This is a genomic window from Nocardioides campestrisoli (assembly GCF_013624435.2).
Taxonomy (GTDB): Bacteria; Actinomycetota; Actinomycetes; order Propionibacteriales; family Nocardioidaceae; genus Nocardioides; species Nocardioides campestrisoli.
In genome coordinates this window covers 2050351-2073776 of sequence record NZ_CP061768.1, presented here as the reverse complement: position 1 = coordinate 2073776, position 23426 = coordinate 2050351, and the positions used below count along the sequence as shown (strand labels likewise).

The window sequence follows — 23426 nt, the reverse complement described above, 5'->3', positions numbered from 1 at the left end:
GTATGAGCACCGCTCGACGCCTTCCCCTCTGGCTGCCCGTCCTCCTGCTGGCCGCACCGCTGGCCGAGCTGTGGGTCCTGATCCAGGTGGGTCAGGTGATCGGCGCCTGGTGGACCATCGGGCTGCTGATCCTGATGAGCGTGCTGGGCAGCTGGTTGATCCGGCGCGAGGGCGTACGGGCCTGGCGATCGCTCAGCGACAGACTCGCCAGCGGCCGGATGCCCACCCGCGAGCTGGCCGACGGTGCGTTGATCGTCCTCGGCGGAGCGCTGCTGCTGACCCCGGGGTTCCTCTCGGACGTCTTCGGGCTGCTGCTGATCCTGCCGGTCACCCGGCCCATCGCCCGTCGCTGGCTCACCTCGGCGCTGGAGCGCCGGGTGGTCGCCGGGACGCTGGGCTTCGGCCGGCCGGGGGAGGGCGCCCGCAGGCCAGGGCCCGGGTTCGGACCGCCCCCGGACGCACGACACCCCGGGTCCGAGCCTGGCGGCCCGGTGGTCCGGGGTGAGGTGGTGGATCCCTGAGGGATCGCGGGACGCGTCCGGCGGTCAGGCCGAGCGCACGCGCTTCTTGGCGTTGGCCCGGTGCAGGTGGGCCGGACCGATCTCGCCGCCACGCAGCAGCTCGAGGCGCTCCTTCAGGATCTCCTCGAGCTCCTTCTCCGAGCGACGCTCCAGCAGCATGTCCCAGTGGGTACGCGCCGGCTTCTCGACCTTCGCCTCGGGCAGGATGCCGTCGGTGCTCAGGGCCTCGCTGCCACACCGGGGGCACTCCCAGTTGGCGGGGATCTCAGCCTCGTCCGACATCGTGATCTCGAACTCGTGCCCGCTCTTGCAGCGGTAACCCACCTGCTGCCGAGCCGCGAACTCGATCCCGCGCTCGTCCTCGAAACTCTGCCCACCGAGCCGTGCGCCCCGCAATGTGCGCTCCGCCATTGAGCCACCTCCAGAAAGTCTTGGTCCACACTCGTCGACGACGAGCCTCCGACACACAGCACAACGTGCCGCGACCGGGGAGGTCACGCACGTCAGGCGTGGTTATCTGTTCAACCGTAGCCGTCGCTGTCGCATTCCACGCACCCGACGTACCCAATGTGGGGCATTGCACGCGTAGGTGACGTGTGGCAGGGCTCAGTCGGTGGCATCCGCCATGAGCGCGGAGTCCTTGCTCAGCCCGTCCCGTACCGGCAGGAGCAGGCACAGGCCGATCGCCAGGACGGCGAGGATGCCGAGGATTCCCCAGTGCATGACGTCGTCGCGATCACTCACCCCGGTCACGGCCGCGCCGAGGATGATGGCGGTGGACCAGGCGGCCGGAGCCATGAAGCTGACCGCGCGCCCGGTGGTGGCGTAGAGACCGAAGATCTCACCCTCCTCGCCCTCCGGGATCAGGCGCGCCAGGAAGGTACGCGAGGCGGACTGCGCCGGGCCGACGAAGATGCACAGCACGAGCCCGAAGATCCAGAACATCGTGGTGCCCTGGTCGTGCAGGGCGAAGACCGCCGCGCCGGCTCCCAGCATGCAGCTCAGGGAGAGGACGATCACCCGCTTGGGCCCCAGCCGGTCGTCGAGCGCCCCGAAGGCGATGGTGGCGACCCCCGCCACCAGATTGGCGGCGACGCCGAAGATGATCACGTCCCCGTCGGAGAATCCGAAGGCTCCGGCAGCCAGCACGCCGCCGAAGGTGAAGACCCCGGCCAGCCCGTCCCGGAAGACCGCGGAGGCGCCCAGGAAGTACGCGGTGTTGCGGTCGTGGCGCCACAGGTCGCGGATGGTGCGGAACAGGTGCCGGTAGGACTCGACGATCCCGACCCGCTCGCCCGCCTCGTCCGCGTCGGCGGCCGAGGAGGGACGGTCGCGCAGGGTGAGGATCACGGGCAGGCTGAAGACGGCCGTCCAGACCGCGCAGACCAGCATCGCGACCCGGACGTTGGACCCGTCCTCGTCGGTGACCCCGAAGAGACCGACGTCCGGGCTGATCAACCCGAAGTAGACGAACAGCAACAGCACGATCCCGCCGATGTAGCCCAGCCCCCAGCCCAGGCCCGAGACGCGGCCGACGGTCTGCGGCGTGGAGATCTCGTTGAGCATCGCGTTGTAGTTGACCTGCGCGAGCTCGAAGAAGACGTTGCCGGCGGCGAGCAGCAGGAGCCCGAGCCACAGGTAGTCGGGGGAGGGGCGGACGAAGAACATGCCCACCGCGGCCAGCACGACCAGTCCGGTGTTGACCGCGAGCCAGAAGCCGCGCCGACCCGAGCGATCGGCCCGCTGACCGCTGACGGGCGCCAGCACGGCGATGAGCAGCCCCGCGGTCGCCAGCGCCCAGCCCAGCTTGCTGCTCGCGCCGGGTCCGAAGTCGTCGGAGGTGATGTAGACGCTGAAGACGAAGGTGGTGATCACGGCGTTGAACGCCGCGGCTCCCCAGTCCCACAGGCTCCAGGCGACCACGGGCCACCCAGGCCGTGCCTTGTCCGCCGTCGCCGGCGCCACCTCGTGCGTCATCAGCTCTCCCTCCACAGCCCGCGCTCTCGCAGGACGTCCCTGAGTATGTCCGTCCGGTCCGTCATCAGCCCGTCCACCCCACGGTCGAGCAGTGCCCGGGCCTCGTCGGGGTCGTCGATCGTCCACACGTGAACGTGCAGGCCCGCGGCGTGCGCACGCCGGACGAGGCCGGGGGTCACCACGGTGAGCCGTCCCCGGGTGTGGGGCACCTGGAGTGCCCGTGGCCGGCCGGGGGTCAGCAGGCGCGCCAGCCGGCCGCTGGGCAGCAGCCGGTAGGCCACCACCTCCAGCGGGTGGGCCGAGGTGGGCACCCGGCCGCCGGTGAGCCGGCGGAAGGCCCGCAGCCGGCGGGGGGAGAAGGAGCCCACCATCACCCGGTCCCAGGCCTGGTGCTCGGCGATCAGGTGCGCGAGCGGGGCCACCGCGCCGTCGGCCTTGATGTCGAGGTTGAAGCGGGCGTGCGGGAAAGACTCGAGCAGCTCGGTCAGCAGCGGGATCCGCTCGGACTCACCGATCAGGGCGCCCTGCACCTCGGCCAGGGTGGAGGTGGCCACCGCGCCGGTCCGGTCCGTGACCCGGTCGAGGACGGCGTCGTGGAAGGCCAGCAACGCCCCGTCGGACGTCACGTGCACGTCGGTCTCCAGGTAGCGGTACCCCAGGCCGACGGCGTGGGCGAAGGCGGTGCGGGTGTTCTCCAAGCCCTCAAGCCCGGGGTGGTAGGCCCCGCCGCGGTGGGCGAAGGCCAGGACGGGCCGGCCGTCGTCCAGGTAGGGCACGCCCGTGGCTCGTCCGATCACCCCGGCAGTATCCACGACCTCGCCCCCGGGGGCCCGGCGGCGAGGTCGTGGCGACCGATCAGATGTCGCGGAACGACTCGATGTTGGCGCCCAGGGTGTTGAGGCGCTCGGCCAGGTCCTCGTACCCGCGGTGGATCACGTACGTCGAGCGCAGGACCGAGGTGCCCTTGGAGGCGAGCATCGCCAGCAGGATCACCACCGCCGGGCGCAGTGCCGGCGGGCAGACGATCTCGGCGCCGGAGAAGCGGGTGGGGCCCTCGATCATCACCCGGTGCGGGTCGAGCAGCTTGACGTCGGCGCCGAGCTTGTTGAGCTCGGTCAGGTAGATCGCCCGGTTCTCGTAGACCCAGTCGTGCAGCAGCGTCTGGCCCTCGGCGACCGCGCCGATCACGGCGAAGAACGGGAGGTTGTCGATGTTGAGCCCCGGGAAGGGCATCGGGTGCACCTTGTCCAGCGGCGCGTGCAGCTCGGAGTGCCGCGTCGTGAGGTCGACGAGCCGGGTGTGGCCGTTGTTGGCGACGTACTCCTCGGAGCGGCTGTACTGGAAGCCCATCTCCTCCAGCAGCGCCAGCTCGATCTCCAGGAACTCGATCGGCACCCGCTGGATGGTGATCTCCGAGCGGGTCACGATCGCGGCCGCGAGCAGCGACATCGCCTCGATCGGGTCCTCGCTGGGGGAGTAGTCGACGTCGACGTCGATCCGCTCCACGCCGTGCACGACCAGGGTGGTGCTGCCGACGCCCTCGATCTCGACGCCGAGCTTCTGCAGGTAGAAGCAGAGGTCCTGGACCATGTAGTTGGACGAGGCGTTGCGGATCACCGTGCGTCCCGGGTGCAGCGCAGCCGCCATCACGGCGTTCTCGGTGACCGTGTCGCCGCGCTCGGTGAGCACGATCGGGCGCTCCGGGGCGACCGCCCGGTTGACCTGGGCGTGGTAGGCGCCCTCGCTGGCCTTCACCTCCAGGCCGAAGGGGCGCAGGGCGGACATGTGCGGCTCGACGGTGCGGGTGCCGAGGTTGCAGCCACCGGCGTACGGCAGGTCGAAGGCCTCCGCCTGGTGCAGCAGCGGGCCGAGGAACATGATGACCGAGCGGGTCCGGCGGGCGGCCTCCTCGTCGATCGCGCTGAGGTCCAGCGCGGCGGGAGGCACGATCTCGAGGTCGTTGTCCTCGTTGAGCCACCGCGTCTGCACCCCCAGGGAGTCCAGCACCTCCAGCAGGCGGTTGACCTCCTCGATCCGGGCCACCTTGCGCAGCGTGGTGCGGCCGCGGTTGAGCAGGGAGGCGCAGAGCAGCGCCACGCCGGCGTTCTTCGAGGTCTTGACCTCGATCTTGCCGGCCAGGGTGGTGGGTCCGGTGACCCTCAGGTGCGTCGGCCCGGCACCCACCGCGACGATCTCGCTGTCCAGGGCGCTGCCGATGCGCGCCAGCATCTCCAGCGAGAGGTTCTGGTGGCCCTTCTCGATGCGGTTGATCGCGCTCTGGCTCGTGCCGAGGGTCTCGGCGAGCTGCTGCTGGGTCATGCCGCGGTGCTTGCGCGCGTCGCGGATCAGGTTGCCGATCCGGCCGAGGTAATCCGTCATGTCTCCACGTTATCTCAGATATGAGATAGAGCCACGTCGCCGACCTGTGGTGTCGGCGACGCGGCTCTCCAAGTCTTCGTCCTGCAGGGTACGCCCGGGGCGATGACGTCAGGAGACCGGCTGGTGCGGGTCCGCCGACAGGGTCGAGGTCGTGCCGGCGCCGCCGTCGCGCCGACGCCGCTCCCGCACGGCGACCAGCACCAGACCGGCCAGCAGCAGCACGCCGGAGACCGCACCGACCACCGGCCAGACGGGGAACTCCTCCGATGCCGCGGCCTCGGCGCGCATCTCGAGCGTCTCGCCGAACGCCGGGCGCCAGGTCACGGTGTTGCCGTCGACCTCGCCGTTGGAGTCCACGACCGAACCCGGGAAGGTGACCGCGATCCGGAGCTCGGAGTCCTCGAAGAGGCCTTCCATGCCCATCGCGTCTGCCTCCTCCTCGGCCCCCTCCTCGGAGAAGTCGGCGTTGCCCTCGAAGACGTACGTGTCGCCCTCGCGGGTCAGGCTCCACCCCTTGCCGGGCTGGGAGTCCGCGGCCTCCTCGTCGGACGTCGCGGCCACGAGGTCGCCGAGCTCGCCGACGGAGATGCGGGTGAAGGTCATGGTCTGGCCCAGGAACTTGTCGTCCTCGTAGGCCTCCACCTCGGCGCCCTCGGGCAGGTCCTCGGTCGGGAACATCTCCTCGGTCATGCCCTTGGTCAGGTCGTCGTCGGGCAGGTCCAGATCGGCTGTACCGCTGCCGTCGGGCTCCTCGGTCCCTTCCTCGCCGGTGACCTCGTCGAGGCTCGCCCCGAGCTCGCCGAAGCCCTCGGTCATCTCCTCCACCATGGCGATCGCCTTCTTCGACATGGCCAGGGTCATGGTGCCGCTGACGGTCTCGTCCTCGTGCACCTCGAGCTCGGCGTCGAGCTTGACGCATCCGCTCAGGGCCAGCATGGCGGTGACCGCGAGCAGGGCAGGAATGATCAATCTACGCATGCGCCAGAAGGTAGTGGGCTTCTCCGCTATCGTCCGCCGATCGACCAAAGTTGTGGACGTGTGGCGATAATCGCTGGCATGTCACTCCCCGACCGGGCCACGACGCCCGACCCGGCCCCGGCACTGGTGCTCGGGCCGCTCCTGCGCTACGTCGACGAGACGTCGGCAACCATCTGGGTCGAGACGGACCGGGCCGCGGTGGTGAAGGTGGACCGCGGGGGAGTCACGGCCGAGGCCCGCACCTTCGGCGTGCACGGCCACCACTACGCGCTGGTCGACCTCGAGGGACTGGAACCGGGCAGCCAGGTCGAGTACGAGGTGGGGCTCGACGGTCACCCGGTGTGGCCTGAGCCGGGCGCGCGCACACCCGCGCCGGTGCTGGCCACGCTGGACCTCGACCGGCCGCTACGACTCCTCTACGGGTCGTGCCGGACGTCGGTCCCGCACGACGCGGAGGGCAACCGCGCGCACGGGGTGGACGCGCTGCGGGCCTATGCACTGAGCCTGGCCGGCCTCGCGCCCGACCCGGACGCGAAGCGCGGGCCGGACGGCCTGGCGCGACCGGACCTGATGCTCTTCCTGGGCGACCAGGTCTACGCCGACGAGACCACCGAGGAGATGCGGGAGTTCATCGCCTCCCGGCGCGACCTCGACGAGCCGCCGGGGGAGGAGCTGCGCGACTTCGAGGAGTACGCCCACCTCTACCTGCTGGCGTGGAGCGACCCGGTCAACCGGTGGCTGCTCTCGACGGTGCCCAGCGCGATGATCTTCGACGACCACGACGTGCGCGACGACTGGAACACCTCCCTGAGCTGGCGGCGCAAGATGGAGGCGACGTCGTGGTGGCACGGGCGCATCGTCGCCGCGCTGGCGTCGTACTGGGTCTACCAGCACGCGGGCAACCTCTCGCCCCAGGAGCGGCTGGAGGACCCGCTGTGGCTCCAGGTGGTCAAGCACGACGGGCTTGACGAGCTGGACCTGAGCGAGGCCCTCGACGCCTTCGCCGCCGAGGTGGACCGGGACCCCGAGGCCTACCGCTGGAGCTATGAGCGTGACCTCGGTCCGCAGGCGCGCCTGGTGGTGGTCGACTCACGCGCAGCCCGGGTCCTGGATCCCGACGGTCGCGCGATGCTGGACCCCGCCGAGCTGGAGTGGCTCGACCACCGGATGCGCGGCGACGTCGAGCACCTGCTGATCGGCACCTCGGTCCCGTTCCTGCTCGCCCCCGGCCTGCACCACGTCGAGGCGTTCTCCGAGGCACTGGCGCAGGGAGCCTGGGGCCGGGCGCTGGGCCGGGTGGGCGAGTCGCTGCGCCAGCTCGTCGACCTGGAGCACTGGGCGGCGTTCCAGGACTCGTTCCAGCGGGTGGCGCGGATGGCGATCGAGGTCGCGCGTGGCGAGCGCGGACAGGCGCCCAGCAGTGTCGTGTTCCTCTCCGGCGACGTCCACCACAGCTACGTCAGCCAGGCCCGGGTAGCCGCCCACCCCCTGGGCACCGGGCTGCGCAGCCACCTGCTGCAGGCGGTGTGCTCGCCGATCCGCAACCCGCTGCCCCGGAGCATGCGGTTCGCCACGGCGGCCCTGTCCTACGGGGTGGCCGGGCCGCTCGGCCGGGTGGTCTCCCGCTCCGCCCAGGTCCCGGCGCCGCCGCTGGAGTGGCGCTACCTGGAGGGGCCGTGGTTCGACAACAACGTGGCCGTCCTCGAGGTCGACGGCAGGACGGCACGGATGCGCTGGTTCACCGGCGAGATCGTGGACGAGCAGCACGACCTGCCCAGGCTGGCCACGGTCGCCGAGCACCGTGTCGAGGCGCCTGTCGAGGCGCCCCGCTCCTGATCGCCGCCCGCCGTGGTGGTGGCTCAGGCGCTCGCGGCCTGCTGACGAGCCCGGCGCCGCCGTCGTCGTCGCAAGGTCGCGGGCAGGGTCAGCACGAGGGTGAGCGCGATCCCGATCAGTCCCCCGAGCGTGTTGGCGACCAGGTCACGCGGATCCGGCACCCGGCCCGGGATCTGCCGCTGGGCGGTCTCGATGAAGAGGGTCAGGCCGAACGACGACAACCCCGCCAGCCACCAGCCGCCGGCCCCGAAGAGCAGCAGCAGGAACATGCCGACCGGCACGAAGAGTGCGATGTTGGCGAGGAACTCCAGGCGCATGTAGTCGATCGACTCCGCGTACCCCCGGCGGTGCAGGGCGTCCAGCAGCCGGGAGGCGAGTCCGACCTCCCGCTCGCCGAGGGCGTCGGGGGTCAGGGTGAGCCACCCCACGAAGACGAGGTACGCCCCGGAGAGCAGGCTGAGGAAGGGGTGGCGGTGGAACATCGCACCAGTGTGCCTGGGCCGGGCCAACGGTCCCGACTTCGGAGTAGCGTGTGGCCGCCCTCACCACGGACGGAGCACCGATGACCACCAGCACGCGGGCCGGGGAGGCCCACCCGGCAGACCAGCACGACCTGATCAGGGTGGTCGGAGCGCGGGAGAACAACCTGCAGGGCGTCTCCGTCGAGCTGCCCAAGCGCAGGCTCACCGTCTTCACCGGGGTCTCCGGGTCCGGCAAGAGCTCCCTGGTCTTCGCCACGATCGCGGCGGAGTCGCAGCGGATGATCAACGAGACCTACAGCGCCTTCGTCCAGGGCTTCATGCCCACGCTCGCCCGCCCCGAGGTCGACCAGCTGGACGGGTTGACGACCGCGATCATCGTCGACCAGGAGCGGATGGGTGCCAACCCGCGCTCCACGGTCGGCACCGCCACCGACGCAAACGCGCTGCTGCGGATCCTGTTCAGCCGCCTGGGCACGCCGTACGTCGGACCGCCGCCGGCCTTCTCGTTCAACGTCCCCACCCGGCGGGCCGGCGGCGTGATGACCACGGAGAAGGGCGGCCGGGTCGAGAAGAAGATCGTCAAGGACGAGGTCTACCTCGGCGGCATGTGCCCGCGGTGCGAGGGAACCGGCAACGTCACCGACATCGATCTGACCGCCCTGTACGACGACACCAAGTCGCTGGAGGAGGGTGCGCTGACCGTGCCCGGCTACTCCATGGACGGCTGGTACGGACGGCTCTTCCGCGGCGCGGGCCTGCCGATGGACAAGCCCGTCTCCGCGTTCACCGCCAAGCAGCTGGACACCATGCTGCACGCCGAGCCGACCAAGCTGAAGGTCGACGGGATCAACGTCACCTTCGAGGGGATCATCCCCAAGATCCAGAAGTCGATGCTGTCCAAGGACCCCGAGGCGATGCAGCCGCACGTACGCCGCTTCGTGGAGCGGGCGGTCACCTTCCAGCGGTGCCCCGAGTGCGAGGGGACGCGGCTCAACGCCGCGGCTCGCGGCTCGCGGATCCGGGGGAAGAACATCGCCGACCTGTGCCAGATGCAGATCAGCGACCTGGCCCGGTGGGTCGAGGAGCTGGACGAGCCCTCGGTGGCTCCGCTGCTGGGCGGGCTGCGCCACCTGCTCGACTCGTTCGTCGACATCGGGCTCGGCTACCTCTCCCTGGACCGCCCGGCGGGCACCCTGTCGGGCGGGGAGTCCCAGCGCACCAAGATGATCCGCCACCTGGGCTCGTCCCTGACGGACGTCACCTACGTCTTCGACGAGCCGTCCATCGGGTTGCACCCGCACGACATCGCGCGGATGAACACGCTGCTGCTCCAGCTGAGGGACAAGGGCAACACGGTGCTGGTGGTCGAGCACAAGCCGGAGACCATCGGCATCGCCGACCACGTCGTCGACCTCGGGCCCGGAGCGGGCTCGTCCGGCGGCTCCGTCTGCTTCGAGGGCTCGGTGGACGGGCTGCGGGGGAGCGACACCGTGACCGGGCGCCACCTGGACGACCGGGCTCGGCTCAAGGAGTCGGTGCGCAGTGCCAGCGGTGCGCTGGAGGTGCGCGGGGCGGGCACGCACAACCTGCGCGACGTCGACGTCGACATCCCGCTCGGGGTGCTGTGCGTGCTGACCGGCGTGGCCGGCTCGGGCAAGAGCTCCCTGGTGCACGGCTCGGTCGCCGGACGGGACGGGGTGGTGGTGATCGACCAGGGCGCGATCAAGGGTTCCCGACGGAGCAACCCCGCGACGTACACCGGTCTGCTCGAGCCGATCCGCAAGGCCTTCGCGAAGGCCAACGGGGTGAAGCCGGCGCTGTTCAGCGCCAACTCCGAGGGCGCCTGCTCGACCTGCAACGGAGCGGGCGTGGTCTTCACCGAGCTGGGCGTGATGGAGACGGTGGCGACGCCCTGCGAGGAGTGCGATGGGCGGAGGTTCCAGGCGGCCGTCCTGGAGTACACCCTGGGCGGGCGGAACATCGCCGAGGTGCTGGAGATGTCGGTCGAGGCGGCGGAGCAGCACTTCGCCACCGGCGAGGCCAAGGTCCCCGCGGCCCACAAGATCCTGGCGCGGCTCTCCGACGTCGGGCTCGGCTACGTCAAGCTGGGTCAGCCGCTCACCACCTTGTCCGGGGGCGAGCGGCAGCGACTCAAGCTCGCCACGCAGATGGGGGAGAAGGGCGAGGTCTACGTCCTCGACGAGCCGACCACCGGGCTGCACCTGGCCGACGTGGAGAACCTGCTCGGGCTGCTGGACCGGCTCGTCGACTCCGGACGCTCGGTGATCGTGATCGAGCACCACCAGGCGGTGATGGCGCACGCCGACTGGATCATCGACCTGGGACCGGGGGCCGGGCACGACGGCGGCCGCATCGTCTTCGAGGGGACGCCGAGCGACCTGGTGGCGGAGCGCTCCACGCTGACCGGCCAGCACCTGGCCGAGTACGTCGGCGCCTAGGTCGTCCGGGACCGCTAGAGCGGCCGCTTCAGGCCACGGTGGCTCTCGACGTACCCGAGCCGGGCGTAGAACCGGTGGGCGTCGGCACGCCGGGCGTCGGAGGTGAGCTGGGCCAGGGTCGCGCCGCGAGCGCGCCCGTGCTCGTGCGCCCACTCCAGCATCGCGGTCCCGAGTCCGGCGCCGCGGAGCGCCGGGTCGACGCGGACCCCCTCGACCTGCAGCCTGGTGGTGCCCTCCCGGGAGAGCCCCGGGATCACCGAGAGCTGCATCGTGGCGACCACGGCGGCCTGCTCGTCGCGTACCGAGACCAGCAGCTGCCCGGGGTCACGGGCGATCCGGTCGTACGCCGCCTCGTAGCGGGCGAGGTCGTCGGACTCCCGGCCGGCTCCGACCTCGTCGCCGGCCAGCAGCGCGACCAGAGCCGGCACGTCCCTGCGGGTCGCCCGCGCCAGCCGGAAGGTGCGCCCGCCGGCGGTCAGCAGGCCGCCCGCGGCCTCCTGGGACTCCCGGCGCAGCTCGGTGACGAGCAGGTCCAGCCACCGCCCGACGTGGCGGCGCGCCTCGTCGGTGTCGGGATAGCGGCAGCGCAGGTGCAGCCCGGTCTCGTCGAGGACGAACCAGAGCATCACTCCGTCGGTGAGGATGGAGGCTCCGACGTACTGCGCCTCCAACCCGGTGGCGTCGACCCGGACCGGAAGCCGGCGCAGGTCCAGCCAGGAGATCGCGAACATGCCGGGCGCCTCGGGCATCCCGCCCCAGGGGGCGAGCACGTCCTCCAGCGGCCAGGAACCCAGCCGTACGGCGTCCTTGACCGCGGCAGCCGCCGCTCGTGGGTCGGGGTCGTCGTTGTGCAGCACCGAGTTGGTGATGAACCAGCCCACCGAGTCGTGCCACGTGGGCTCGTAGCGGCTGTGCACCGGGAAGACCGCGCGCAAGGGCTCGTCCGCCAGCACCCGGGTCACCCGGGTCATCGCGGCCACGACCACCGCCAGCGTCGAGACGCCCAGCTCAGCAGCGCGGGCGCCCAGGGAGGCGCTCTCGTCGACGTCCAGCACGTCGCGCACCTCGACCCGCTCACGGTGCATCCCGTCGTCCTCGCCCAGCGACATCGGGAACCGCGGCATCACCCCACCGGACTCCTCCAGGGTGGTGCGCCAGCGTTCCCGCACCTCCTCGGGCGCCGGCTCCTTCGCCCGCAGCGCAGCCGTGTGCTCCGCGAACGGGGGAGGGCCGGGCAGGCCGGCGAACGGCTCGTGGCCCAGCCGGACGGCGTCCAGGGCGCTGAGCAGGTCCCGGGCGATCACCAGCATCGACCACATGTCGACATGGGCGTGGTCGGCGGCGACCACCACCGTCTGCCCGTCCGCCGTCTCCAGCAGGCACAGCCGGTGGGAAGGTGCGGCGCAGGGGCGGCAGGTGGTGTCCAGCAGCTCGCGCAGCGCGTCGTTCACCGCCTGGCCCGCGCCGATCGGGTGCTCCACCCACCGTCCCTCGCCGATCGTGACCGCCTGCAGCTCGGGCCCGTCTGGCCCGGGGGAGAAGACCGAGCGCAGCGTCCCGTGCCGCAGCAGCACCGCCCGCCACGCCGCCTCCACCTCGTGCACCGGGCGGGGGGAGGGGAGCCGGAAGGAGAGCGCCATCCACGAGCCCTCGCGGTCGCCGGCGGCGACGTGGCGGCGCTGGTCGAAGGAGACCGGCAAGGCGCGACCGGTCGGGGCGACCGTCAGCTCGTAGGTGCGCAACCGACCGAACGGCAGCCGCAGATGGGCGATGTTGGTCAGGCGCATGAGCCGTACCCTAGGTCTCCCGCGACGGACAGGAGCCCCGGCTTGCCCAGACTTCCCGTGCCCCACGCCGAGCTGGACTGGGAGCTGAGCGACGAAGGCGGCGCTCCCGTCGTCCAGCTGCACGGCCTCACCTCGAGCCGGTACCGGGACCGGCTGCTCGACCTGGACCTCGGGCTCGGCCTGAGCGGGACCCGGCTCCTGCGGTACGACGCCCGCGGGCACGGGCGGTCCACCGGGCGCCAGGTGCCCGAGGACTACCGGTGGGAGGCGCTCGCCGACGACCTGCTGCGACTGCTGGACCACGTGTTCCCCGGAGAGGCGGTGCACGGGGTCGGCCCCTCCATGGGCTGCGGCACCCTGCTGCACGCGATCACCCGGGCCCCGGAGCGCTTCTCCGCGCTGACCCTGGTGGTCCCGCCGACCGCCTGGGAGACCCGGGCGGCGAAGTCCCAGGACTACCTGGAGGCCGCCGATCTGGTGGACCGCGAGGGGTTCGAGGCGTTCGTCGCGGTCGGTGCCGCCGTCGTGCCGCCGCCGGCGACGGTCGGTGCCCCGCGCACCGTGCCCGACGTCCCGAAGGAGCTGCTGCCCACCCTGTTCCGCGGAGCAGCGCTCACGGACCTGCCGCCACGCGACGGCGTGGCCCGGATCGCCGTCCCGACGACGGTGCTGGCCTGGACCGACGACCCGTCCCACCCCCAGAGCACCGCTGAGGCGCTGGTCTCGCTGGTCCGGGGGAGCGACCTGATGCTGGCGAGCACGCCGGAGGACGTGGCTCGCTGGCCCGGGCTGCTGCACGAGCAGGTGCAGGCGCTGCACGGGGCGTCTGCCGCCAACGGAGAGTGAGTCGGCGCCGTCGCCAGGACCCGACGCCGAGGCCCCGGCACGCGAACGTGCCGGGGCCCCGGGCCGTCGATCAGCGGCCGATCAGCGGCCGAAGGCCTGGAACTCCGTGGCTCGCACGTTGAGGTCCTGGTCGCTGCCTTCCGAGCAGTCCGTGACCGCGCGCGGGTCCTGGTCCTGCTCACCGGCGTAGTCCGGCCCGCCGGTGCACTGGTTGGTGACGACCTGGAGCCACAGGTGGGTCGCCTTGGTGCGCCGGATGTCGAACGACCGGATGATCAGGTCCGGTGCCCGCGGCCGGGGCGCCGTGGCCGGGAACGCGTCCTTCGGGCTGACGAACACCCGGGTGAACTCGTCCTGCTCGTCACAGTCGACCCCACGAGCCACGGAGCACGACCACACCTCGAACTGCCGCAGGGCCGAGTAGCGGCTCTGGCTCGGCTCGCCCGTGGCAGCCGGACGCAGGTGCGCGCTGACCTGCACCCGCCGTACGTCCTGGCGCTTGGTGCCCGCCAGGTCGACGATGACGTGCTGGTCCGCGACCGGGGCGCCGAGGGCAGCCCACTGGGTGCCCTCCTCGTCGTCGACGAGGTTGCCCAGATCGTTGCCCGTGCCCTCGACGACCGCGCCGTTGGCGGCGGACGCCAGGTTGGTGTCCATCCGCGGCTTGAGGGTCTTCTTCTTGCCGGCGGCCAGGGCCGTCAGCGGGATGCGAGCGTGACCGTGCCCGGGGGCGCGGGCCACGAACTCGTAGTTGCCGGGCACCATCTCCACCCGGTCGGGCAGCGCGGTCGTCGGGTCGGTGTCGGCGACCGGCACGGCCCGGGCCTGGTAGTCGCCCACGAAGAGCTGGGCGTTGCGCACCAGGCGACCCCGCTCGTCGCGCGGCGCGAAGGTGACCACGGACTCGCTGGCGTACGCCGACCGGAAGCTCGGCGTCGGGTCCGCGTCGGCGTAGCCGGCGCTGGTGGCACCCTCGCCGAGGCCGCGGCGGGCGAAGGCGTTCCAGAGGATGTCCTGGTTGGCGCCGTTGAAGCGGAGCAGGTCCGCGGCCAGCAGCGCGTTGCGGGAGTCGACCTGGCTGACCTGGCTGTTGGCCATCAGCAGGAACGAGTCGAAGACCAGCTGCATCCAGCGCCGGTTGCCCGGGCACCCGCTCACCGGCGTCTGGCCGTTGGCGCACGACTTGTTCAGCGCCGCGTCCCCGGCGCCGTACCGGCCGATGAAGGCCTGCCGGATGTCGAAGTTGGTCGCGGTCCAGATCTCGCCGTCGGCGTGCACCTGCGGGCCGGTGACGTCGTAGCCGATGTTGCTGTAGTTGAGCGGGCTCCGGCTCATGTTGTAGTTGCGGATGCCGGCCACGGCGTCGCCGGTCGTGTACTGGCCGATGGTGAAGGCCTGGAGGCCCTTCGGTGCGTAGCCGTGCTCGTGCAGGTACTCCATGGCGAGCTGGTCGCTCCAGCTCTCGCTCATGCCCTGCGGCGAGGAGACGCCCGCGTCGGGGCCGGCGATCATCCGGTTGGTGATCGCGTGGCCGTACTCGTGGCCGATGACGCTCATGTCGTAGTCGCCGTCGACGCACGGGGCATAGAAGGAGCCGGCGATCGGCTGCCACATGTACATGTTGGTGATGGGCGCCTGGCCGTCGGGCGGGGTGAACTGGTTGGCGTTGTTGCGTGCGGCGAAGCTGGGCGGACCGCCCGAGATCGCGCCGGCCTGGGCGTTGCCCTGCTCGTAGTCGTTGCCGAGACCACCCCGGCCGAGGTTGTCCTTCTGCATGTTCCAGGTGCTCTCGACGAAGCCGAGGTGGTACGACCAGTCGTGCATCCGGTTGTGCATGGCGAAGAGGTTCGCGCGGGCGGCGTCGAGGTCGGCGTTCGCGGGGGAGCCGAACGTCGTCGCGGGGTTGCACCCCTGCTCGTACCACTGGTTGGTCCACGGGTAGGCGTACTCCCGGGTCGGCGACGGGGTCGCCGTCTCGGTGCCGACGGTCCGCGAGCTGTTGCTGTTGCGGTTCTCGACCGCGATGGCGTTGTTGCCCAGGGTGGTGTAAGTCGGCTCGTTGGTCGTCGGGTCGACGTCCCACGGCAGCGAGGCGCTCGTGCCCACCGTCTCCTCACAACCGGCCAGTGACGTCCAGCACCACGTCACCCGGGCGTCGGTGGAGGAGTAGTCCACCGGCGGGCTGCTCGGGAACACCTCCCACTCGGGGTTGTCGGAGTCGTGGTCCATGAGGTCCTCCCGGACCAGCACCTCGCCGGTACGGGCGTCGACGTAGCTGGCGAAACCGGTGGACTCGTCCTCCTCGGAGCGGAGCACCACCTGGAAGGCGGCACGGGCCGTCGCGCCCGGCACGGGCACGGCGACCTCGGTCGTCTCCAGCACGACGGGCTCGGCGATGCCGGCGTCGCGGGCGGCGAGCCGCTCGGCGTCGGCCGCCGTCAGGGTGGCGGGCTCAGGTGCCGCCGCGTCGCGCGCCAGCGACGAGCTGACGTAGAGCACCTTGCCGTCGCGCATGCCCACGGAGGCGATGCCGTCGACCCCGGCTGGCAGGTCGCCGAACTGCTGGCGCACGATCACCACGTCGGCGTCCTTGCCCAACGGCCGGCTGGCCAGCACCTCGACCGACGCGGCGCCGCGGGCGGTGAGGCCCAGGATGTCGCGGGCCCCGGCGAGGAAGTCGAGCGCGGCGGCCTCAGGGTCGGCAGGCAGCCCGGCCGCGAGAGGTTCGTCGGTGGCCATCAGCACGGCCGGCGTACCGAGCTTGTTCCACCGAGCGGTGGCGTCGAGGTCGTCGACGGCGGACCGCTGCTTCGCGGTCGGCGCGGCCCGGCCGTCGCGGACGTCCTTGTCGAGGGAGGGGGAGCCCTCGCCCTGGAAGCCAGCGGCGCTCCCGCCTGGTGGGCCTGCTGGTGGTGAGCCCGCCGGAGAGGCCGACGAGGCGAACGGTGCAAGTGCAGCGGCGAGGGAGAGCGTCACGAAGGCAGCGCCGATCCCTCCTACCCGAGAATTGAGGTGCATCGGTGGGTCCCTTCCGGCGACCGCGGTCACCGTGTCCGAGAAAGAGGGGAATCTCGTTGTACTCCTCGTCGGTACGCCGTGGGAAGCCTTGGAAAGGACGCAATCACCTTCGCGGTCCTCAGAATGAACTCAGGAGTTCCTTTTGTGCTCCCCGCCGGTAAGCACCGGGACTGGAAGCACGCGAATGACCGCCGGTCAGCCCGGCAGATATAGTTATGTCAATCTCCTGGTGCTCTCGGGTCACGGCGGGAGCCTGAGGAGTGACGGAACGCCGTCGCAGATCACGGCCGTCCCTGTGTGGCATCAACAGGGCGCGGAACTTGCTGCATGGCGCAGGAGAAATCATGAAGAGCGATGACAGATCCCGCCAAGTAGTCATCGACCATGCCGCGGCTGAGCGTCGCCTTTTCCTGTCGACGTTCTTCGTCGGCGATACCCGCAGCGCCGGATGGGATCAGCATTTCCATGTGCGCGATGGACGGCACGTTAAGGAGCCGCCTTCTTGGAGATGGCAAGCACTTTGCCAACTCTGAGCAGTCCGCAACCGCTGCTCGTCCCGGCTCGTTCCGAACTGGCGAAGCGACATGTCGAGGTGCGACGAGTTGCAGTCTCGTGCACCGCTCCGGGGGGCCAGGTAGAGAGTGCCTGGCGAAGTTGACCTGATCGTCCAGGCCGCACACGGAAACGCACTCACACATGCCGATGCGCGGTCGCGCTCTCAGGGCCGAAACTCGGACTCATGAGCCTCGCAGAACTTCTGCCCGTCGACGTTCAGCACCACCGGGACGGCGCCGCAGACACTGCACTGCATGTCCTTCTGGCGAGGGGTTCGCCGCCGAAAGCGCTTGTGTGGTCCCAGGTGGGGTAGCCCGAACTCCAGCGCCAGCCCTTTTCGCTCGCCGTAGTCGAAGTCGATCCAGACGGACGGCACGCCCCGGTACTCACCGACCTGGGCGACGACGCCGCTCCCGAAGGTTGTGTGATCCACAACTGCATGAGCGTGCAGCCAGTCAGGCACTGAGATGGACCGATCGGGCTCCCATTCCGGCACCGGAGAACACTAACGCCGAGGTGCACGCTCATGCCGCGATCCGCGTGGCACCGCCGACGAGCGGTCATGGGACGATGCGGCGATGACGGATGATCGCGTGGTCGATGAACGCGCTGAGCGGGTGGTCGCGCTGCTCGAAAGCAACGTGAGAACCGAGCTGCAGGTCACGAACGGCGGATTCGAACTCGGGCTCAGCGACGAGACTATCGAGCGTCTCATGCAGGGCGTGACCTCTGGGCTTCTGTACGCCTTCACGATTGATTGGTCGCCGGATTGGGTCAAGCCGGGCGACGTACACCACTGGGAGGAGGCGGGCCGATTCTTCGCCCGCTGTGGCGTCTGCCTCGCGGATTCCCCGCCGTCGCATGACGAGCAAACCGCGATGGCCTGGGCTCACAGTCACGAGAAGTCCCACTGACTCATCCGCACGACATGCCGCGACTCGCGTCGTCCGGCGTGCGAACATTCACTTCGTGAACGAGTTGAGTTTCGACGTCGCTGACAACGAAGGCAGCGTCGAACTCATCCCCGTGGTTGACGGGATTTCGCTGACGCAGCTTGTCGCCGACTACGAGTCGGCTCACGGAATGGTGCCGTCGGGCGGCTACGCCGGGCTGATTCCCGCGCACTTCAACTTCGGAGACCTGACGGCGTACTACCTCGGACAGAGTGAGCGCCAGTGGCCCGGCACGGGCCGCATGTGGCTGCTGGGCTGTGACTGCGGCGAAGTTGGCTGTTGGCCGCTCGAGGTGACGACCACCATCATGGATGGTCAAGTCACCTGGACGGACTTCCGGCAACCGCACCGGCCCGACTGGGACTACGCCGAGTTCGGACCCTTCACCTTCGAGGAGACGCAGTACCGGGACGCCATCGCGGGCGCCGCATCCGCTGCATCGGCCTGAGCGGCATTGAAACGCCGCTGAGCGTCGGGCGGCGAGCTGGTGCCATGCCGCGAAATCCGAACGTCACTGCGGAGCGGCGTCGTGCCTGGCCTTGATGTAGCTGGCGTAGTTGGCTGCTGAGCCCTGCGCGTGGAGCTCGATCGTGGCGGGGGAGTAGCCGAGGACTTCGGCGATGATCGCGGTCGGCGCGAGCTTGGTGAGCTCGTGGAGCGTGCCAAGACGAGCGGCACGGACGCCAAGAGTGGTGCGCAGCCGACCCGCGATGTAGCCGGGCTCGAGGTGCCTGCCGGGGGAGTAGCCGGGGAAGACCCAGTTGCTGTTGGGATGTGCGGCCGTCTGGTGGTTATGGGGTTCACCACAGAGCCGCCGGAAGGGCTCGTCGAGCGGTGGATGCAGCTCGATGTTAGAGGTTCCGCCGAGCCGGACGGTCACCAAGTCATCCGCGATCGTCACCTCGTCCCAGGTCAAGGCCAGGAGCCGCTCGAGTGGTTGACCGAAGACCAGGAGAAGAATGGCGATGGCGCGGTGCCTGACGGGCAGGTCGGTGCTCTGGATGTGGTCGTCGATCGCCTTGGTCTGTGCCTGGGCGTCGAGCTTGGGGCTCGTGCCGCGGCGATGCGGGGTGAGTCGGAGGTCCGGGTCGATGAGCTTGGACTTGATCGCCCAGCCGAGGAACCTGCTTGCGATACCTCGGGTAGTTGGTCCGCCGGCTTGCCAAGCGTCGAGGTCGCCTTGACTGAGGTCCTCGAGGAAGACGTCACGGGCGCGGAGCCAGGTGAGGAAGTCGATCGCGACGGTGACGGTCTGCTTGGACCGGAGGAAGGTGCCGCGGCTTGTAGCGCCTTCTTCGTTCATCCGGCGGAGGATGTGCCAGCGTATGAAGCGGGTGATGACGTCACGGTCATCGGGATGGTCGAGCCGGGCGACGGCGCCCGGCATCCATTCGTCGAAGCGGTCGCGGTAGAGATCATGGCGGGGGAGCGCACCATGCTCGACCAGGAGGCCGCGCACGTAGTCCCGCGTACGCGACGGCGGGAGTGAGTCGAGGAGTTCGTGGGTGACCCGGCCGTGGCCGCGCAGCTGCTCGAAGAAGCCGCGGACGTGGGCCTGCTTGATCCAGGTCAGCCCGCTGTTTGCGCGCTTCATGTTCTTCATGGCCTCACTGATGGCCACCAGTTCCGGCGCGATCTTGCCGGTGTTCGGATCGGCGAGCAGGCTCTCGACGACCACGTTGAGCTCGCAGTGCATGCAGCGGCCGCCGCGGTAGAGCTCGGCTTCGGCGCCGCAGGTAGCGCAGTCGATGTTGAGCGTCACTCCGGAGCATGTGCGGCACGCCGGTCGGCCGTCGATCCTGCCCGGAAGGACGCCTTCGTGCCCGCACGCGCAGGTGCCGCGTTCGCGCTTGGCAGCCTGGTAGCAGTAGCCACAGATTCGTCCGTCTGGACAGCGTGCGACGGGCTTGTAGTGCTCGCGGCAGCGCGCGCAGGGATCCGGCCAGGCGGCTGGGTCGCCTGGCTTCCTGGGACGGGCCATCAGCTGTCCGGCTCGTCTGGAATGACGCGGACCCGGCGAGCGATCGGGCTGCCGGGCTTGATGCCGAGGTCTTCGGGGCGTTTGGGGGCGTTCGCGGTAGCGGCAGCGCGCATTTCGACGTAGGGCTCGAACAGGTCGTTGGGCGTGCAGTCGAAGATGTCGCACAGGGCCGCGAACGTCCGGGCGGGGATGCGTTCGGGTGGCTGGGTGACGAGCCGGTGCACCTGTGCGTTGGACAGGTTGACGCCGCGGGACTTGAGCAGCGGGATGAGCTCGGTGGTCTTCCAGAGGTTGTGTTCGGCCATCACCTGACGCAGGCGCCAGTGGTAGCCCACTCGTCGTAGTTCAGCCATCGTGGTCGCCGTCCTTCTGGTCGAGTCGTAGGCGCCGGGTGATCATCTGCTGGATGGTCTTCTGCTTGAAGTCCGAGGAGACCGATGTGTACAGCGAGGTCGTCGAGGAGTGCTGGTGGCCGACCTGCTGCTGGACGAAGAACGGGTCGTAGTCGGCTTCGATCAGGTGCGTCACATACGAGTGGCGCAGGCAGTGGAGCGTCAGCTCGTCGGGCAGGCCAGCCTGCTCACGGGCCCGCGCAAAGGCGCGCTCGAAGGTACGCAGACTCGTGGCGCCGGCCCGCTCAGAGGGCCATAGGGACCTGGAGCGGTCCGCGGTGGCGAACAGTTCTCGGCCCGCGGGGGAGAGCCAGTGCTTGAGCAGATCGACCACCCAGTCGAACTCCGGAGTGGTCAGCACCGTGCGGCGCCGCGGTCCGGACCCCTTCATGCCCTTGGCCCAGCGCACCTGCACGGCGCCGAAGTTCCCGTAGTCCGGCACCTTCGGGTTGGGGCCGAAGTCGACGTACTCGAGCCTGGTCAGCTCGCGGCGTCGAAGCCCGTAGGCGTAGGCGACCTTCAGCGCCGTCGAGTCACGGAGCGCGGGCAGCCAGCGCTTGCTGCCCTTGGCGTACTCGGCGTCAACGAAGTCGTCGGCGGCGTCGAACAGGCTCTGCATCTCGTTGCGGGTCAGAGCGCGCCGGCCGGTCGGCACGTCGTCGTCGGTGCTGTGCCGCGGGCTGTTCCAGTCGAAGACGATCTGTGCCGGGATGTCGTTGAAGACGCGTTCGCAGAACGCCACCCACCCGTACCTGGTGTCGCTGACATAACTCGTGAACGCACGAATGGCCGTGGTGTAGGACCGCAGCGTCGGGATCTTCAGAGGCCGCTCACCGGAGCGAAGGTCGGCAAGGAACTCCTCGAAGTGATGCGGGCGCCAGGTCCACGGGTACTCGTTGGTGTGCTCCTGGAACCTGGTGACGATCCGGCACGACGTCTTGATGTGTGCCGTTGTCAGGCCGCGCGCCAGCTGCTGCGTGCGCCAGCGATCCAGCATCGCTTCGAAGACGCGATCATCTGCGCGCAGTAGCCCGACGGAGTCGTCGAGTAGATAGTCAGGGATCCGTCCAGGAACAAGCTCCACGTCGGCAAACAGTACGCGGGAATCTCTCATTAGATGCGAACGACACGCACTGAGCAGGGCAAACACCTCAGTTGAGCACCCAACAGCGGTGGATGCATAACCCAGGAACTTGGGCCCTGACCAGCAGAAACGTCACCAACCACGGGTGCGACGAGCTCTCTCATCTGTTTGTACTCGTCGGATTTTACCGCCGATAATCTACATTATGTCAATCAGTGGAGGGTCCGCTGGGATCCGGTCTCTGGCTCGTCCCCCGGGACCAGAACTCCACCGGTGTCATTCGACCCTTCGCTCGCGGCCGTTGTGCGCAAGGAACAAGCCTTCCGTCCTTTGTAGCCATGGCGCTCAGCAAGAGTTCGTGGCTAGTTTCAGGATCGCGGCCGGACATCGGGTCGTGACCTGGAACTCGGGAGTCCGTCATGTCGTTTCCGCTCGCGCGTCGATTCTTCGCCCGTCTGACCGTCCCCGCCCTGGCCCTCGGCATGGCCGCGCTGCCACTCGCGGCCCCGGCTGCTCCTGCGGCACCCAAGCCGCCCGGGGATGACGGCACCACGGTGCGGGTCTCGGGCGGCCCCGTCCGTGGCACCGTCGAGGATGGCCTCCGCGTCTTCCAGGGCATCCCTTACGCCGCGCCACCCGTGGGTGACCTGCGGTTCGAGCGGCCCCAGCCGGTGAAGCCGTGGCGCGGCACGCTCGACGCGACGGCGCCTCGTTCGCAGTGCGCCCAGCTCGGCAACGGGACGGGCAATCCCACCACCTTCGTCGAGGACTGCCTGTACCTCAACGTCACCACGCCTGCCGGCCGCTCGGCGCGGCGTGCGGGGCTGCCCGTGATGGTGTGGATCCACGGGGGTTCGTTCCTGACCGGCGACGGCGCCAGCTACGACGCCGGCAAGCTCGCGACCCGCGGCGATGTCGTGGTGGTGACGATCAACTACCGCTTGGGCCCGTTCGGCTTCCTCAACCACCCCGACCTCGGGACGAGCAACGCTGCCCTGCTCGATCAGCAGGCGGCGCTGCGGTGGGTGCAGCGCAACGCCCGCGCCTTCGGCGGCAACCCGCGCAACGTGACGGTCTTCGGCGAGTCAGCCGGCAGCGCGTCCGTGTGCGCCAACATCGCCTCGCCGCAGGCGCGCGGCCTGTTCCGCCGGGCGATCGCCCAGAGCTACTCGTGCACGGCCGACTTCGCGACACTGGCGAGCTCGCAGGCAGCGGCCGAGACGTACAGCGCCGCGGTCGGCTGCGCCGAGGACACCGCCGCCTGCCTGCGACGCACCGACCCGGAGACTCTGCTGCGCGCATGGACGAGCGGCGCGTTCGCCGTCGGAGGCGCCGCGCTCCCCCGGCAGCCGGGTCAGGCACTCGCGGACGGCACGGCCAACCGGGTCGACCTGATGCACGGAAACACGCTCGACGAGAACCGTCTCTTCATCCCGCTCCAGTACGGCACTGCGCTGACCGCGGCCCAGTACGTCGGGGCGATCCGCGCGACCTTCGGCCCGGCTGCGGACGCCGTGCTCGCGCGATACCCCCTGGACGCCTACGCCTCGCCGATCATCGCGCTGTCCACGGTCTTCAGCGACTACGGCAGCCCGCTCTCGACGTGCAGCCACGTGGACGCCTACGACACTGCCCAGGACCGCACGCGGGTGTACGCCTACCAGTTCCAGGACCGCACGGCCGACCCGCTGGTCCCGCTGCTCGGCACGGCGAACGGCGCGGCGCACGCGACCGAGCTCCCCTACCTCTTCCCCGGCCTGTTCGGCGATGGCCTCGACCCCGAGCAGGAGAAGCTGTCCGACGCGATGGTGTCGTACTGGACCAGCTTCGCCCGCCACGGCCGCCCTTCCGGCAGGGGTCTCCCCCGGTGGCCCGAGTACGACGGCGCGGGCGACGTGCTGGCGCTCGACCTCCAGAGTGCCGGCGGGATCCGTGCCGAGGACGTGGCGGCAGCGGCGAACTGCAGCTTCTGGCGGCAGCTCGGCTGAGCCGCGTCTCGCTCACGCCACCTGCACCAGGTGATCACGAGGAACCATCGTGAGCGAGCTGGTGGTCCGCCTCATCCGGCGACCCCGGCACGGTGCCCTCCCCCGTGGACCCGGCGGGCGCGGGCACCGACGGGCCGGTACAGAAGTAGTGGGCGAACAGTACGACTGGCATAGGTGTCCCCTGGTCCGC

The 23426-nt window shown here is 70.1% G+C and carries 20 protein-coding genes; 7 read left to right on the top strand and 13 right to left on the bottom strand.

Going from position 1 to position 23426, the window contains the following annotated elements:
* Positions 1 to 2: 2 nt before the first annotated feature.
* Positions 3 to 521 (top strand): FxsA family protein, encoded by a 519-nt coding sequence (locus tag H8838_RS09815; RefSeq protein ID WP_185996179.1) that lies wholly within the window; start codon positions 3 to 5, stop codon positions 519 to 521.
* A 24-nt stretch (positions 522 to 545) separates the two neighbouring features.
* Here the strand turns inward: H8838_RS09815 and H8838_RS09810 are convergent, their stop codons facing one another.
* The 5 genes from H8838_RS09810 to H8838_RS09790 form a co-directional block, all read right to left on the bottom strand.
* Entirely contained in the window at positions 546 to 932 is a 387-nt protein-coding gene (locus H8838_RS09810) for an RNA polymerase-binding protein RbpA (RefSeq protein ID WP_181310990.1), read from the bottom strand.
* A gap of 195 nt (positions 933 to 1127) precedes the next feature.
* Positions 1128 to 2498, bottom strand: a complete 1371-nt coding sequence (locus H8838_RS09805) for an MFS transporter (protein ID WP_185996180.1) — start codon at positions 2496 to 2498, stop codon at positions 1128 to 1130.
* Positions 2498 to 3295, bottom strand: a complete 798-nt coding sequence (locus tag H8838_RS09800; protein ID WP_181310988.1) for a glycerophosphodiester phosphodiesterase — start codon at positions 3293 to 3295, stop codon at positions 2498 to 2500. The genes H8838_RS09805 and H8838_RS09800 overlap by 1 nt, the downstream gene beginning before the upstream one ends.
* 58 nt (positions 3296 to 3353) lie before the next feature.
* Positions 3354 to 4877, bottom strand: a complete 1524-nt coding sequence (locus H8838_RS09795; protein WP_185996181.1) for a helix-turn-helix domain-containing protein — start codon at positions 4875 to 4877, stop codon at positions 3354 to 3356.
* A gap of 108 nt (positions 4878 to 4985) precedes the next feature.
* Positions 4986 to 5855 (bottom strand): LppM family (lipo)protein, encoded by an 870-nt coding sequence (locus tag H8838_RS09790; protein WP_185996182.1) that lies wholly within the window; start codon positions 5853 to 5855, stop codon positions 4986 to 4988.
* A gap of 78 nt (positions 5856 to 5933) precedes the next feature.
* Here H8838_RS09790 and H8838_RS09785 point away from each other — a divergent pair, with 78 nt between their 5' ends.
* On the top strand, positions 5934 to 7691 hold the full coding sequence (locus H8838_RS09785) for an alkaline phosphatase D family protein (protein WP_185996183.1): 1758 nt from the start codon (positions 5934 to 5936) through the stop codon (positions 7689 to 7691).
* A 23-nt stretch (positions 7692 to 7714) separates the two neighbouring features.
* Here the strand turns inward: H8838_RS09785 and H8838_RS09780 are convergent, their stop codons facing one another.
* Positions 7715 to 8173, bottom strand: coding sequence for a VanZ family protein (locus H8838_RS09780; protein ID WP_185996184.1), 459 nt, complete (start codon positions 8171 to 8173; stop codon positions 7715 to 7717).
* An 80-nt stretch (positions 8174 to 8253) separates the two neighbouring features.
* On the opposite strand from H8838_RS09780, the gene H8838_RS09775 reads away from it, so the two are divergent.
* The gene (locus H8838_RS09775; RefSeq protein WP_185996185.1) at positions 8254 to 10632 is read left to right on the top strand and encodes an ATP-binding cassette domain-containing protein; all 2379 of its coding nucleotides are present in this window, start codon (positions 8254 to 8256) and stop codon (positions 10630 to 10632) included.
* A gap of 14 nt (positions 10633 to 10646) precedes the next feature.
* Here the strand turns inward: H8838_RS09775 and H8838_RS09770 are convergent, their stop codons facing one another.
* Positions 10647 to 12419, bottom strand: a complete 1773-nt coding sequence (locus tag H8838_RS09770; RefSeq protein ID WP_185996186.1) for a GNAT family N-acetyltransferase — start codon at positions 12417 to 12419, stop codon at positions 10647 to 10649.
* A 42-nt stretch (positions 12420 to 12461) separates the two neighbouring features.
* Here H8838_RS09770 and H8838_RS09765 point away from each other — a divergent pair, with 42 nt between their 5' ends.
* Positions 12462 to 13265, top strand: coding sequence for an alpha/beta fold hydrolase (locus H8838_RS09765; protein WP_185996187.1), 804 nt, complete (start codon positions 12462 to 12464; stop codon positions 13263 to 13265).
* Between the two features lie 81 nt (positions 13266 to 13346).
* Here the strand turns inward: H8838_RS09765 and H8838_RS09760 are convergent, their stop codons facing one another.
* The 3 genes from H8838_RS09760 to H8838_RS09750 form a co-directional block, all read right to left on the bottom strand.
* A complete protein-coding gene (locus H8838_RS09760) occupies positions 13347 to 16241 on the bottom strand; it encodes a M36 family metallopeptidase (RefSeq protein ID WP_224766506.1) in 2895 nt (964 codons plus the stop codon).
* Positions 16242 to 16564: 323 nt separating this feature from the next.
* Complete coding sequence (locus H8838_RS09755; RefSeq protein ID WP_185996189.1) at positions 16565 to 16768, bottom strand: hypothetical protein; 204 nt, start codon at positions 16766 to 16768, stop codon at positions 16565 to 16567.
* Positions 16769 to 17001: 233 nt separating this feature from the next.
* Entirely contained in the window at positions 17002 to 17334 is a 333-nt protein-coding gene (locus tag H8838_RS09750) for a hypothetical protein (RefSeq protein ID WP_185996190.1), read from the bottom strand.
* Between the two features lie 82 nt (positions 17335 to 17416).
* Here H8838_RS09750 and H8838_RS09745 point away from each other — a divergent pair, with 82 nt between their 5' ends.
* Entirely contained in the window at positions 17417 to 17752 is a 336-nt protein-coding gene (locus tag H8838_RS09745; protein WP_185996191.1) for a hypothetical protein, read from the top strand.
* Between the two features lie 55 nt (positions 17753 to 17807).
* A complete protein-coding gene (locus tag H8838_RS09740; protein ID WP_185996192.1) occupies positions 17808 to 18239 on the top strand; it encodes a hypothetical protein in 432 nt (143 codons plus the stop codon).
* A 63-nt stretch (positions 18240 to 18302) separates the two neighbouring features.
* Here the strand turns inward: H8838_RS09740 and H8838_RS09735 are convergent, their stop codons facing one another.
* From H8838_RS09735 to H8838_RS09725, 3 genes are all read right to left on the bottom strand, one after another.
* Positions 18303 to 19553 carry a hypothetical protein gene (locus H8838_RS09735; RefSeq protein WP_224766505.1) on the bottom strand — a complete coding sequence of 417 codons (1251 nt, stop codon included), beginning with the start codon at positions 19551 to 19553 and terminating at the stop codon, positions 18303 to 18305.
* Positions 19554 to 19771: 218 nt separating this feature from the next.
* Positions 19772 to 20107: a helix-turn-helix domain-containing protein gene (locus H8838_RS09730; protein WP_224766504.1), complete on the bottom strand. Its 336-nt coding sequence runs from the start codon at positions 20105 to 20107 to the stop codon at positions 19772 to 19774.
* 10 nt (positions 20108 to 20117) lie between these two features.
* Positions 20118 to 21248: a tyrosine-type recombinase/integrase gene (locus H8838_RS09725; RefSeq protein ID WP_224766503.1), complete on the bottom strand. Its 1131-nt coding sequence runs from the start codon at positions 21246 to 21248 to the stop codon at positions 20118 to 20120.
* Positions 21249 to 21667: 419 nt separating this feature from the next.
* On the opposite strand from H8838_RS09725, the gene H8838_RS09720 reads away from it, so the two are divergent.
* Positions 21668 to 23236, top strand: coding sequence for a carboxylesterase/lipase family protein (locus H8838_RS09720; RefSeq protein ID WP_185996196.1), 1569 nt, complete (start codon positions 21668 to 21670; stop codon positions 23234 to 23236).
* Positions 23237 to 23426 lie beyond the last annotated feature (190 nt).

Excerpts from the sequence above, each read along its gene's own strand:
- H8838_RS09815 (WP_185996179.1), top strand. The coding sequence starts at position 3 with ATGAGCACCGCTCGACGCCTTCCCCTCTGGCTGCCCGTCCTCCTGCTG.
- H8838_RS09810 (WP_181310990.1), bottom strand. The coding sequence starts at position 932 with ATGGCGGAGCGCACATTGCGGGGCGCACGGCTCGGTGGGCAGAGTTTC.
- H8838_RS09805 (WP_185996180.1), bottom strand. The coding sequence starts at position 2,498 with ATGACGCACGAGGTGGCGCCGGCGACGGCGGACAAGGCACGGCCTGGG.
- H8838_RS09795 (WP_185996181.1), bottom strand. The coding sequence starts at position 4,877 with ATGACGGATTACCTCGGCCGGATCGGCAACCTGATCCGCGACGCGCGC.
- H8838_RS09790 (WP_185996182.1), bottom strand. The coding sequence starts at position 5,855 with ATGCGTAGATTGATCATTCCTGCCCTGCTCGCGGTCACCGCCATGCTG.
- H8838_RS09785 (WP_185996183.1), top strand. The coding sequence starts at position 5,934 with ATGTCACTCCCCGACCGGGCCACGACGCCCGACCCGGCCCCGGCACTG.
- H8838_RS09780 (WP_185996184.1), bottom strand. The coding sequence starts at position 8,173 with ATGTTCCACCGCCACCCCTTCCTCAGCCTGCTCTCCGGGGCGTACCTC.
- H8838_RS09775 (WP_185996185.1), top strand. The coding sequence starts at position 8,254 with ATGACCACCAGCACGCGGGCCGGGGAGGCCCACCCGGCAGACCAGCAC.
- H8838_RS09770 (WP_185996186.1), bottom strand. The coding sequence starts at position 12,419 with ATGCGCCTGACCAACATCGCCCATCTGCGGCTGCCGTTCGGTCGGTTG.
- H8838_RS09745 (WP_185996191.1), top strand. The coding sequence starts at position 17,417 with ATGACGGATGATCGCGTGGTCGATGAACGCGCTGAGCGGGTGGTCGCG.
- H8838_RS09720 (WP_185996196.1), top strand. The coding sequence starts at position 21,668 with ATGTCGTTTCCGCTCGCGCGTCGATTCTTCGCCCGTCTGACCGTCCCC.